Here is a 12,762-nt window from a genome sequence, read left to right on the forward strand (position 1 = left end):
TGGAGTTTTGAGTTGTGTAGATACTTATGACTGAAGTACCGGTTCCGAAAAAGCATTAATTTTTTTTAACTTAATGGCATTGGGTATAAATAGCGGGTTAAAAAGAATTATAATTTCTCTTTAACCATATTGTCTAAATAAGTAAACAACTCCTGTGATGCTTTTTCTGCATCTTTAAATATTTTTATGATTTCATCAACTTTATCACTGCCAAGCATACGCATAGCTTTTGCTATATCATCATGCACTTTTTTATGCGGCTCTTGCAGGTTGGTATAAAAACTGCTTTTTCCAAATAGTTTTTTACCTTCATCTGCATACCATTTGCCTAGTCTGCATTGAGTATGGTCACTCAATTCAAATTTCAATTTCCCTTCAAGCATTGATGAATATGCATTGTTTTTATAGACCATATGATCAAGTTTAGCCATATTTGCAAAGAGTTCGTATCCTATGATTTCATTGTCTTTTGTGATAGCTTCACTGTTGGAAATCAACTGAGAAAGCGTGTCAACATAGTCCTCAAGTGTTTGCTGTGAACTTATGGAGTGTTCTTCAATTTTTTCACTGTTTTCACTCATATTCATCGAGTTTTGCTTAAGTACACTTATATTTGCTTCTACCTCACTTGTAGCTTTTTGCGTTCGTTCTGCAAGCTTACGAACTTCATCGGCAACTACTGCAAATCCTCGTCCGTGTTCACCTGCACGTGCCGCTTCTATAGCCGCATTCAGTGCAAGCAGGTTAGTCTGGTCTGAAATATCTTTAATAAGAGAGATCACATTAAAAATTTCTTCAACGTTTGCATTCAGTTCCTCTGCAGAATGTCGTGATTCTGAAACCATCTCTGTAATACTGCCAATTGCATCTTTAATGTTATCCGTAGAGTGTGTCACTTCTTGAATGACTTCGGATGTTTTGGCATTGAGTATATTTACCTGATTGACACTTTCAACACTCTGAGACATGCTGTTTCTTAAATTTTCTGCATTGTTGAGTGCACCGCTTATCATCTCTCCTGACAGTGCAAGAGTCAGTTTGTTCTTCTCGCCAATTTCCGCAGCATGTTTTGCAGAATCTTCAGCTCTTAAAGCTTCTTCTTTTGCTTCGAGTGCAAGCGCTTCGACTTTATCTAAAAAGGCATTGAAATTTTTACTCGCCTGCCCTAATTCATCTTCTGATACCACGGGAAGTCTCTTGGACAAATCAGCATCACCCTGTGCCAATTCATCAGCAACATTTGCAAGGTTTACTATAGGGTCAGTAATTGTTTTTTTGATAATGTACATTAAAAACAGTAAAATAAACAGATCAACCAAAGACATAATATATACTTGTCTCAAAAGAGAGTCTTCAGATTGAGAAATGACGCTGTTTACTTTATTGATATCTTCACCGATCAGTGCATAAGCAACAACATTGTTTGAAAAATCTTTTATAGGTTCTGAGACTATAAAATATTTATCAGTTATTTGTGGTGTATCTGTCTTCTCAATGGAAATATGAGCCAAATCATTAAAAAACTCTTTATTAACGACATTTTCTTTGACTGCAAGTGTAAAATTACCGACTTTTGGAGCAGATTTTAATGAACGTGCTGTTGAGAGATATTCGTTTTTCATGACAATGGCTATTTCGTATCCGTTGTTTTTTCTCGCAGATTTTATTATAGAATTTAAACCTTGCATAAATTCAACAGAACCTAAATAGCGATTATTGAGCTCAACGGGAGCTAAGCCTCTGAGTACAAGCCCTGCACGACCAAGCTCAATAGCGACAATAGGTTTTTTATCTCTTTTAACGGCAACTATTGTTTTTCTAAAAGAACTTAAATCATCTCCAAATTTCTTTGGCTTCCAAGCACGTAAAAAACTATGTACATTTGCATCATGTATATGTATTTTAATATTTTTATATTTTGTGTATTTTTTAAATTCCTGAGACAGGCTTTTTAAACCATTGATGGCAACAGTTCTGTTGTTTTCCATCAATGAGCGTATCACACTGTAATTTTGCGATATGTTTATAGCATTGGTAAGACCGATGTCTTCCTTTGCTTGCATTGCTTGCTTGTAGCTAAGATGCAAAGAAGCAGATTCTGAAGTATAAACCTCATGTTCCAAGTCTTTAATAGAATAATAGTAGTTCACCAAAATAACAATAAATCCTGCTAAAATAGAAACTACCAATGGTATATGTATTTTTTTACTGATTGACATGAAATTTACCTCCATTCCTGCAATTTTTTTTGACAGGTACTATTTTAATTTGCCGTTTCCATAGTGCTTAAAGAGATAGTCAGTCACAATTTTTTCATCTTCTTTTGTGATAGGTGCTTTAAAATGTACAATCATCTTCTCTATCTTTTTATGCCAAAACTCACGTGATTGAGGGCCTTGGTTAATAATATATCCAAAAGAGTGACACATCAGACAGTTTGCCTGAACAGCATCAAATCCTTTACCCATTTTGATTTGATAAGATATATACGGGACTTCAATATCTCCCTTTACTTGTGCAAAGAGTGAACCTGCGGACAGTATTGCTATTAATAATAATTTTTTCATTTTTTCTCCTTAAACCACTTCTACTGTAACTTCATCAATACCATTGTACTTATATCCACCATGGTTCCATCCGATATCTTTTGCAAATGGCTGTTCATCTCCAAGACGATTAACTGCTTTTGCCATAAATGTCAGTTTTCCGTATTTTGTAGGTTTATATGAATACCTAAACTCCGTATAAGCATAACGTCCATTTTCTTGTTTGAGTTCTGCTTTTTCCCATGTTTTCCCACCATTAACAGAGACTAAAACTTCTCTAATTCCATGTCCGTCATCAAATGCCACACCTCTTACAACTACATGTGAATTATGATAGAGTTTCATCCCGTTTTCAGGATACCCTATCACTGATTTTACATTCATATTTGTTATTGGCTTTGTTGGTTTAAATTTATGCTTTGGCGTTTCACATTCACATTTATTGTCTGGAACACGGTATGCTACATCCATAAAGAAAAGAGATTTGTACTTATTTGTAACTGTAATATTACTTAACATTTTAACCCAACTGTCCGAATAGTATCCAGGAATAACCAAACGAAGAGGAAAGCCATTTAAATAAGGTAAATCCTCACCATTCATTTCATACGCAATAATGACATGATCATTTAACTCTTCAATCTCTAATTCTCTTACAAAATTCGGTGTTTCATAATAAGCTGCATTATCCTTACCGTTGAAACCGATCCAATGAGCATCTTTTTTCAAGCCTGCACGATTCAAAATATCACTTAACCGTACACCTTTCCATTTTGCACATCCCATAGCACCACTTCCCCATTGAATACCGCCTGCTATTGGTGTAAAAGCTGAACGGGAATTACCACCACATTGCAGTACTGCAGTTACTTCAACTTGTTCAAAATCATTTTTCAACTCTTTAAGAGAAATTTCCAACTCTTTTTCAACCAAACCATCGATTTTAATAGTAAAAGAATCTGTATCAATATAAGTCGGAATATCCGGAAGGTGCCATCTGACAAAAAATTCATCATTTTCAGTGATGCCGCGTGCAAATGTGCTTCTTGGTGATTCCAAAAGCGGTGGTCTGTCCGAATAGGTTATCAATGGTCTTTTTTCAGGGAAAGCCATATCAGAGACTTTTCTGGTATCAATTGGCTGATGTGTTTCACCGGCTGATAATGCAGTTGTACCTAAAATAGCAGCTGAAGCAGCCATAGAAGTTTTAAGAAATTCTCTTCTTTTCATATTTTTCCTTATAATTGTTATTTTGGTTTGGATTATATCGACAAATATTTAAAATGACTTAAAAGAGCTTTTTTTCCAATCTTTTTAAAAGATTTTCAAGCTCTTTGTATGATGTTATATAATCCGATTTTATCGCTTCTATTTCTTGAATCACACTGTTTAATTGAGAAAATATTTTTGGAAAACTTGCTGTTGTTTTTTCAAGTTCCTGCATATTCTTCACTGATAAAACAATCTGTTTTATTATCATTTCACTTTGATTCTTGACATTTAACAGTTTGGCTTCACTCTCGCTTAAAGTTGTATTTATACTGCCGGTATGAGATTTTAAAAGCAGTATCTCACTTTCAAAATCTTTTATCAAAGCAGACAGTTTATTTGATGTTTCTAAAACAATATTTTGCTCTTCAACTCTCTGTATATCTCTGTCTGCATGTATGATGCTCTCAAGTTGTGCCAATTGCATTTTCATAAACTGCGATTGTTGTGTTTGATGAAAAATGTTCATAATTACATATAAGATTAAAGCAAAAAGAAGAGGAAAAAGAGATTCTTTGACAAGTAGTAAAATATCTGCATACTGTGTATGTAAAATAAAATGGACAAGTGTAGCAATCACTCCAATAGCAAGAACAAGAGGAGCATAGTTAATTTTGTCCGGACGTTTCAAAATTGCTATTTGTCGTAAAAATAAAATGCCCATTACAATAAAAGCTATCAGTAAATCATTATGAAACATTTTGACATCCCTCCTCAACCGAGTTAGGATTTATTGTATCATAATTTATTGTAAAACGATATCTACTATTTCTTTTGGATCTTTTACTACTATGGTATGTGTTCCATGCGCAGAAAATCCCCATGCTGCAAAAATCGCTTCAATGCCGGCATTGTGTGCACTTTTAATATCTTTTGAATTATCCCCCACCATCCATGCCTTATCTTTTTTTGCATCATAACTGTAAAAATTCAAAATCTTGTGTATCATATCGGGATGCGGCTTTGATGCCTGTACTTTATCTGCACCGACTATCATGTCAAACAAATCGGCTACATGTAAATGTTCCAGCATTGTCAGGGCAAACTGTGTCGGTGCATTTGTCGCAACTGAAAGCTTTACCCCCTTTACATGTAACCGCTCAAGCATCTCTTGGACACCATCATAAAGGTAAGGATGTTCTATACACTGCTCTTTATAATGTTTTTCAAAAAGAATTCTGTCTTTTTCTTCATAGATTTCAGTATTGTAAAAGAGTTTAGGAAGATTTCTTACCTCTTTGTTAATAGCATCCACTATAAACTCTTCGCTTAGTGGAGGCAGGTTATGATTTGTTTTTCTTACATAATTGACTGAGATGGTAATATCTTTTTTTGAATCAATCAATGTCCCGTCCATATCAAATATAACTATTTTTTTCATGATTTCATCTTTTTATAAATTTCCACAAGTGCTTCAACAAACAAATCACTGTCATTTGGACATTTACAGACTCTATACTCTTTAAATCCCAAATCCTGTGCTATTTCTCTGTACTCTACATCCAGCTCATAGTCAGTTTCCGAATTGTCAATAGTAAAGGCGATAGGAAAAATGACAACACCCCTGTTTCTGACTGTTTTGAGTTTGTCCTCAAGTGAAGGTTTGAGCCACTCCATACGCCCTACTTTTGACTGGTATGCCAAATGAACATCATGAAATGCCATCCCTTCTTTTTGCATCATCTCTTTTAAAATTTCCACATGACGTTTCACATGTTTTTCATACACATCTCCCGCATCTATAATTTTTTGCGGAAGTCCGTGTGCTGAAAAAACAATGTCAAAATCACGATACTCACTCTCTCCCACTGTATTTTGAATACTTTGAATAACTGCCCTGTTATATGTTTCATTTTGGAAAAAATGTTTTATTTCCACCAAAAGTGCATTGCCTTTACTCTTGTGATAGCACTCTTCAAAATCTTCAAGAGAGGACTTTGTCGTCGTTGTAGAGTATTGCGGATACAAAGGAATCAAGTATATTTTGTCCACATCCTCTTTAGCCAGTTTTTCCACTACTTCACAGGCAAAAGGCGGTGTATATCGCATGGCAAAATCAACTATAAATTTTTCACCCAGTTTTTTTTGCAGTTTTGACACAAGATTTTTTGTATGCCCGACTATAGGCGATTTTCCGCCCAGTTCTCTGTATATTTCCTGAGATGCTTCCGCACGGTTAAAGACAATCAGTCCGCCAACCATTTTTCTCACAAGATTGCTTTTCATCGTCAGTATGTTTTTATCTGCAAACATATTTTTTAAAAACATTTCTACTTCATTCAGGTTGTTTGGACCACCCATATTCAGTAATACTATCGCCTCTTTTTTCAATCTACTTCCTATTGTATATATACACTCAGCCAGACAACGACTTTTTTTGTTTTGAGAAGTGTATGCTTTGTATTTGCAGCTATAAACAGAGTATCACCGCTTTTTAATTTGTGTACTATACCATTTATTTCCAATTTTGCACAACCTTTGAGAACGACAAGCCATTCATCTCTCTCCTCAACAAAGGTTTGCGGAGTTTTCAGGGTGTTGCTTACTATAGTTTTTATTTCTACATTTTTCTTTTTTAAAAGTGTTTGAAATTTCTCACTGTCAGGTTCAGGCAGCTCATAATCAAAAATATTACTCATCTTCGACTCTCAGGCTGACTTCATACATAAACTGTTGCAGAGGCAGCATATCTTCATAAATTTCATAAAGCCTGTTTATAAGCTTCTCCCCGTCTTCTATAAGATGCGGGTCGAGTATCGTATAGGTTGCCATACCTTTATAAAGGCTCAAATCAGCATGTTCCATATCAGCATGAAATCCTTTAGGAAAACGCTTATAGCCTTTTTCAAGATGGGTGTAGTTTTTGTTTTTTGCTTTGATAACTTTAAGTATATTTGCGAGTTCGGCACGTTTGGCATCATTTTTAATGGTTTGCCGAAAAGCATCAAGCATCGGTTTTTCAAACCAGCGTACACCCACGGCTACATAAAGTTCTTCAGGCGAAAAGTGCAGATAAAAAGAGGAGCTTTGCATTCTCTTGCTGTTTCCCTGCCAAAATATTATGCCGATGCGCTCTTTTATAGGCATGGCAAGCGCATTTGGACGTCTTGAATCACGGTAGATTCTATACAGAGATTTGTTGATTTTTGGTATTGCGTTTATGGATGGTTCAAGTGCCTGCAGATGCTCTCCCATCTCTGTGACAAAAGCACGGGAGGGATTGAGAATGAGTGTTTCGTACTCCTGTTTATGAGCCGAAAACCACTCTTTGTTGTTGTTTTTTCGAATTGCTGCCAAAAACGGCAGTGTTTTTTTACTAAAACCTGTAAACTCCAAAGGTATTTCCTTTTTTACATTACAAATATATGTGTCAAACTAAAACTTAGTCATGAAAGACACAAAGCCCGCACTAAAGTACGGGTTCCAAAAAAGTCGCTTAACTTAATAGCATTGCGTTTAAAACCAAGGTTTTAAGCTTGCCTAAAATCTGGTATTTCTATGCTAATTTTCTGTTTCTAAAAGCAAGTGCAATAATTATAAACACTATTGCATAGGTTACCGGAACAAAGTCAGGAATAGGTACCGGATCCCCTTTTGCATACGAGTGCATACCCGCAAGATAATAATTCACTCCGAAATATGTCATCAAAACCGATGTAAATGCCAAGAGCGAGATTACACTGTAATTAAAGTCATTGTAAATAGATTTAATAAACCGTACATGGATAACAACGGCATAGACTAAAATAGTCACCAGTGCCCATGTCTCTTTTGGATCCCATCCCCAGTATCGGCCCCAGGATTCATTTGCCCAGACACCGCCTAAAAAGTTTCCGACTGTCAACAAAACAAGCCCGATGATCAAACTCATTTCGTTAATGGCATTCAACTCTTTAATAGAGAGCGAAATCTGCTTGTCATTTTTGTCATTTTTTACAATAAACAGCAACAGGGTGATAAATCCAAGCAATGCTCCAAGCCCCAGAAAACCATAACTTGCCGTAATCATTGATACATGTATACTCAACCAGTAAGAATTAAGTACAGGCACAAGATTGGTAATCTGCGGGTTCATCCAGCTCAAATGTGCCACAAACAGAATCAGACCTGCCAAAATTGACGTAGATGCCAGCGTAATAGGAGACTGCTTGGAAAAAATAAATCCTGCCAGAACCGTTGCCCATGCAATATATGTCATTGATTCAAAACCGTTTGACCATGGAGCATGTCCCGATATGTACCATCGCAGTGCAAGACCCAAAGTATGTGCAATAAAAAAGATACCTAAAAGTCCCAAAGAAACTTTTGTAATTTTTTGCATTTGAAATTTCGGTTTTAAAATTTTCACAAAACTTAAAATCAACAATACAAAGCCCATAATGAAATACAATGGCCAAAGAATTTCAAAAACATTTGAGTGGTTGTAAAAAATCTCTGCTTTTATTTTATTTTCACTCGGATAGACAGCAGAACCGTAGAACCTCTGATATTCGTCTATCTTTTTCAATCCTGCATCAGCGATTTTCCATTCTCCGTTTGAAAGAGCAGCATCGACAGCTGTGAAATAGGCTATCGCAATCATTCTGACTTTTTCAGCCTGAGAAGCATCAAATGTTTTTAAAGCCTCAATTGTTGCATACCATTTGTTATTAAGGTCATTCGGTTTTGGCCATATTTTCAACAGTGAACCTGTAAAAACCATATAAACAACATTTACTTTTTCATCAATTTTCAAGGCAGCTTTGTCTAACTTGTTTCTGTCTTTTGGAGCTTTTCTTGAAGCCTGTTCAACAAGAGACAAAAGCTTGTAACCCCGCATACCTGCAGGATCCTGAAAAAACTGTGCAAAAGAGGCATATTTTGCATCTTTTTTTATTCCTATGGCCTCATTTATTCTTTCATCACCCGTTCGAATAAGTTTTATGTCTTTGTAAACATCCGGTCGTATCATCATGCCCAGGATTACCTGATTTGCACTTAACTCTGTTTTTCCGACTTGCAATGTAGAACTTCTGTGTATTTTTGCCAATACTTCCAAAGCAAGTGTATCTATCGGCTTCATACGTCCTTTTGTATCCTGCACTATCAAATGTCCAAATTTTTGTGCATGCTCTTTATCAAAAGAAAGTATGGTTTTTATAGCCGGATCAAGTTCAGCGGCTTTTGCCGGTGTCACTGCAAATGCCAAACCTGCAATCAACAATGCCGGAACTATTTTACACTCACTCGCTTTTTTTGCTTTTGCCGAAAGTTTGGCAAATCTGTGTTTTTTGGAAAAGAGTGCCCAAAACATTCCGAGTGCCAGTAAAAAATAGCCTATATATGTCGGCAGTGTTCCTGGGTCATGGTTTACTGACAAAATTGTTCCTTTTTCATCCATATCATAAGATGATTGGAAAAATCTGTAATTTCTGTGTTCCAAAATATGATTCATGTATATTCTGTATTTCATATCAATTCCCATTTCCTTGTCTATAAGTTCCACTTCACTTGCATACGATGCCGGACTCATAGATCCCGGATATCTGTCAAGCTCGAAATCCAAAAGTTTTAAGGTAAAAGGAATTTTTATCTCTTTTGAACCATAGGCAACACTTACATGTAAACCATTTATATCCACTTCACTGGGAACACCAAGCATACCTTTTTGTGAGTATACCAGGACTTCTTTTTGTTTATCGCCACTGTGAACCAAAAATTTAAGCGCATCTACACCGGAAGCCCGCAGTATGGATTTTGGGTTTGAAACCACTTTTTTATGTGCATGCAGCATAAAATCACGCAAAACAAAACCGCCTAAATCACTGCTGTAAAGAACTCTTGTCTGAAGCGCTTCATGATCATTTGCATCCAAACTGCCTCTGGATCGGTCAGCCATTTTTAAGTAAGAAAGTTTCATATCATGCTTCAGGTACAACCTGCCGTCTTTTATATACAAAAACAAAACCGGTTTATCAAAATGTTCGCCTGAATTAAAATCCAGAATAAAACTTCCCGCATTATAAAACTTGCCCTCTTCGAGTGCTACAGGTTTTCCCTGTCCACTGCCTGTAACCATAAGTTTTGCTATTGCCTTGCCGTTTTTGTCTGCCACCAAAGTTTCTATGGCATTAGGAATGTACTCTACAAGCTTCACATCAGCCTTTTTATTCTCAAGCTTCAAATACGCCTCAAAATCATTATTTCCTCTTTTTGAGAGATATAAAACTTTAGAGAATTTTTTTGTGTCACTGCCGTTACTGACTTTTATGCTTATATAGGGATCAGCACTTACAATTGAAGAAGCACTGCCTCCTTCACGAATATGCATAGTCCCTTCATAACCAAAATACCGCGTCACTGCCGCACCGACCAATATCACCAAGAACGCAATATGAAAGATAAAAATAGGCGCTTTAGAGAGTTTGTACATCTTAAATCGATAGATATTATACAAAAGATTCAAAGCCAATAAACCCAGCAAAACCTCAAACCATCGTGCATTATAGATTTCTGCTTTTGCAGTCATCGTTCCATAGTCATTTTCAACTATCGTTGCATACCCTATTGTAAATGCAAAAATAAGCATTAAAATTGCCATCGTATGCATTGAACCAATTAAAGAGAGAATTTTTTTCATGTTTAACCTTTTAAAAAAAAATTATTATACTTGCAATAAGATAATAATAAACTAACCTAAAAACAATCACGCCTTTTTAACTTACATTTTAATTTTCACTTCAAAACATTTTTTCTGCACAGTGCATAAATTTACACTTCCGCCGTGTGCCTCGGCAATCTGACGGGAAAGAACAAGTCCTAAACCGTTGCCTTTGAGCTTTGTGCTTTTAAATGCTTCAAAAAGCTCTTTTTCATTATCTATAGCCACACCACTGTCATATATCTTAAAGATGTGATATATTCCATCATTTTCATAGGTTATTTCAACCCTTCCCTCTTCGTTTTCATCCTCTTCTATCGCATCAATGGCATTGGTGATAAAGTTTGCAAACAGCATTTCAAGTAAATCTTTGTCTGCATGCATAAAAAAATCCTCTTTTGGAAAAACAAACTCTATCTCTTTTGAATATCCGTAATAGGCTATCGCCATATCCAGAGACTCTTTGAGCTGACTCCACGGTATAAGATCTTTTTGTGTCTGCACACCTTTTGAAAACATCAGTGTCGCTTTAATGATTCGCTCAATTCTATAAACTGATTTTTGTATCTCTTCGACTATTGGAATATTTTCAGGAAGTACCCGTTTTTTAAGTGTCGAACTCATCAAAGAAATCGCCCCTATAGGGTTCCGTATTTCATGGGAAAGGTGGGCTGCCATCTGTCCCATAGTGGCAAGATTCTCTTTTCGCTTTTGTTCTGTAATATCTGTTGCAGAGAGCATCACTTTGTCTTTATAGGTAGAACTCTTGACAAGGTAGGAGTGTGCATTAAAAGTAATTTCATAATCTTCATCACGGTACTCCAAAAGCTTTAAAAGCTCCCATAACTCTCTTGCATGGGAATTTTGCAAAAAAACAGTGTTATCACTGTTAAGAATCCAAATAGCATTAGGGAGAAATTCAACAACCTTTTCAACAGTATCCTGCAGGTGTGCATACGAGGCCTTTAACTCATTAAACTCATTCTCAACCTTATAAGTCTGCTGAATAAGAACATTAAGTTCCTGCGGTGTAATAGATGCCATTAAGCACTGAGTCCTGTCAAAATTTTATACAAATCATGTGCATCATCACTGCCGGCAAGTTCGCGTATGGAATGCATTGCCCAGGTTGGCAGTCCTACATCTATGGTGTCTATTCCTAAACGCGAAGCCGTGATGGGTCCTATGGTGGAGCCACATCCCATATCGCTTCTTGTCACAAAATTTTGCAGCCTTACATGTAACAATGAAGCGCTATACTTAAACTTTGCTATTGTTTTGTCATTGGAGGCATATCGCTGATTTGCATTGACTTTTATGACAACACCTTTGTTTATATGCGGGGCATGATTGCTGTCATGTTTTGCCGGGTAATTTGGATGAATTGCATGGGCATTGTCTGCACTTATCATCAAAGAGCTTCTTGTCATCTTCATATACTCTTCATAATCATCAAACATTCTGTGCAGGGTATTTTCTAGAAAACTGCCCCCTGCTCCGCTCGTCGATTCACTCCCCACCTCTTCATGGTCACTTGCGATGAAAAGCATAGGCTTGTCTGTATTTACACTGCAAATACTAACCATGCCTGTGTAACAACTCAGCAGATTATCAAGCCGCGCACTTGCAATAAAATCATTCCGCAGCCCTACAAATTCTGCTTTTTGTGTATCATAAAAGCTCAACTCACTTGCATAAATTTCTTCGACATCTCCAATACCGTTGTTTGCAAGCTGCCATTTAATAAATTCATCAAAATCAAAATCTTCATTTGTGCTCAAAACCGGACAGATATCTGTCTGTTTGTTCACCGTTCTCTCTTTGTTGGCTTTGTCGTCCAAATGAATGGCTAGCGATGGAATAACAGCGATTGGCTTTTGCACATTAATCAAGATACTTTGCAAAGTCTTGTTTGCATCAAGATAACTTACCCGACCCGCTAAAGATAAATCTCTGTCAAACCAGGGATTTAAGAGCAGTCCGCCGTAAGGCTCAACACCGAATTTCACCACACCATGCTCTTTTATTACAGGATTTGGCTTGAGTTTCAGGTTTGGCGAATCGGTATGTGCCCCGACCATCACATAATTTTTCTCTGTTTTTGGATAGGTAAAGGCAATGATTGATGAGCCATTGCGTGTGACATAATACTTTTGTCCTGCTTTAAGTTCCCATTTATCTGTTTCATCAAGCTTGATAAATCCTGCATTTTCAAACATCATTGCCATATTTTGCGTCGCATGAAAAGGCGTAGGCGAAGCATCCAAAAAGCCTAAAAGTCCTTCGTTAAAATCTTGTTTATTCATC

The 12,762-nt window shown here is 36.5% G+C and carries 11 protein-coding genes; all 11 read right to left on the reverse strand.

Annotated features, from left to right (window positions below):
- Window positions 1–107: 107 nt before the first annotated feature.
- Entirely contained in the window at window positions 108–2,219 is a 2,112-nt protein-coding gene (locus MLC52_RS07275) for a cache domain-containing protein (RefSeq protein ID WP_434579848.1), read from the reverse strand.
- 39 nt (window positions 2,220–2,258) lie between these two features.
- Window positions 2,259–2,567 (reverse strand): sulfite:cytochrome C oxidoreductase subunit B, encoded by a 309-nt coding sequence (locus MLC52_RS07280; protein WP_151900171.1) that lies wholly within the window; start codon window positions 2,565–2,567, stop codon window positions 2,259–2,261.
- 9 nt (window positions 2,568–2,576) lie between these two features.
- A complete protein-coding gene (locus MLC52_RS07285) occupies window positions 2,577–3,776 on the reverse strand; it encodes a molybdopterin-dependent oxidoreductase (RefSeq protein ID WP_151900170.1) in 1,200 nt (399 codons plus the stop codon).
- A gap of 58 nt (window positions 3,777–3,834) precedes the next feature.
- Window positions 3,835–4,515, reverse strand: coding sequence for a hypothetical protein (locus MLC52_RS07290; protein ID WP_434579851.1), 681 nt, complete (start codon window positions 4,513–4,515; stop codon window positions 3,835–3,837).
- A gap of 45 nt (window positions 4,516–4,560) precedes the next feature.
- Window positions 4,561–5,196: an HAD family hydrolase gene (locus tag MLC52_RS07295; protein WP_434579853.1), complete on the reverse strand. Its 636-nt coding sequence runs from the start codon at window positions 5,194–5,196 to the stop codon at window positions 4,561–4,563.
- Window positions 5,193–6,146, reverse strand: a complete 954-nt coding sequence (gene hemH / locus MLC52_RS07300; RefSeq protein WP_151900167.1) for a ferrochelatase — start codon at window positions 6,144–6,146, stop codon at window positions 5,193–5,195. The genes MLC52_RS07295 and hemH overlap by 4 nt, the downstream gene beginning before the upstream one ends.
- 8 nt (window positions 6,147–6,154) lie before the next feature.
- A complete protein-coding gene (locus tag MLC52_RS07305; RefSeq protein ID WP_151900166.1) occupies window positions 6,155–6,454 on the reverse strand; it encodes a cupin domain-containing protein in 300 nt (99 codons plus the stop codon).
- Window positions 6,447–7,151: a DUF2461 domain-containing protein gene (locus tag MLC52_RS07310; protein ID WP_151900165.1), complete on the reverse strand. Its 705-nt coding sequence runs from the start codon at window positions 7,149–7,151 to the stop codon at window positions 6,447–6,449. The genes MLC52_RS07305 and MLC52_RS07310 overlap by 8 nt, the downstream gene beginning before the upstream one ends.
- A gap of 160 nt (window positions 7,152–7,311) precedes the next feature.
- Window positions 7,312–10,434: a cytochrome c biogenesis protein CcsA gene (ccsA, locus tag MLC52_RS07315; RefSeq protein ID WP_434579855.1), complete on the reverse strand. Its 3,123-nt coding sequence runs from the start codon at window positions 10,432–10,434 to the stop codon at window positions 7,312–7,314.
- 81 nt (window positions 10,435–10,515) lie between these two features.
- A complete protein-coding gene (locus MLC52_RS07320) occupies window positions 10,516–11,499 on the reverse strand; it encodes a sensor histidine kinase (protein ID WP_151900163.1) in 984 nt (327 codons plus the stop codon).
- Window positions 11,499–12,761: a M18 family aminopeptidase gene (locus tag MLC52_RS07325; protein ID WP_434579857.1), complete on the reverse strand. Its 1,263-nt coding sequence runs from the start codon at window positions 12,759–12,761 to the stop codon at window positions 11,499–11,501. Before MLC52_RS07325 ends, MLC52_RS07320 begins: the two co-directional genes overlap by 1 nt.
- Window position 12,762: the final 1 nt, after the last annotated feature.

It is taken from the genome of Sulfurimonas sp. NW15 (assembly GCF_051132285.1).
Classification (GTDB): domain Bacteria; phylum Campylobacterota; class Campylobacteria; order Campylobacterales; family Sulfurimonadaceae; genus Sulfurimonas; species Sulfurimonas hydrogeniphila.

Coding starts and splice junctions, on each gene's coding strand:
- MLC52_RS07275 (WP_434579848.1), bottom strand. CDS start 2,219: ATGTCAATCAGTAAAAAAATACATATACCATTGGTAGTTTCTATTTTA.
- MLC52_RS07280 (WP_151900171.1), bottom strand. CDS start 2,567: ATGAAAAAATTATTATTAATAGCAATACTGTCCGCAGGTTCACTCTTT.
- MLC52_RS07285 (WP_151900170.1), bottom strand. CDS start 3,776: ATGAAAAGAAGAGAATTTCTTAAAACTTCTATGGCTGCTTCAGCTGCT.
- MLC52_RS07290 (WP_434579851.1), bottom strand. CDS start 4,515: ATGTTTCATAATGATTTACTGATAGCTTTTATTGTAATGGGCATTTTA.
- MLC52_RS07295 (WP_434579853.1), bottom strand. CDS start 5,196: ATGAAAAAAATAGTTATATTTGATATGGACGGGACATTGATTGATTCA.
- MLC52_RS07305 (WP_151900166.1), bottom strand. CDS start 6,454: ATGAGTAATATTTTTGATTATGAGCTGCCTGAACCTGACAGTGAGAAA.
- ccsA (WP_434579855.1), bottom strand. CDS start 10,434: ATGAAAAAAATTCTCTCTTTAATTGGTTCAATGCATACGATGGCAATT.
- MLC52_RS07320 (WP_151900163.1), bottom strand. CDS start 11,499: ATGGCATCTATTACACCGCAGGAACTTAATGTTCTTATTCAGCAGACT.
- MLC52_RS07325 (WP_434579857.1), bottom strand. CDS start 12,761: ATGAATAAACAAGATTTTAACGAAGGACTTTTAGGCTTTTTGGATGCT.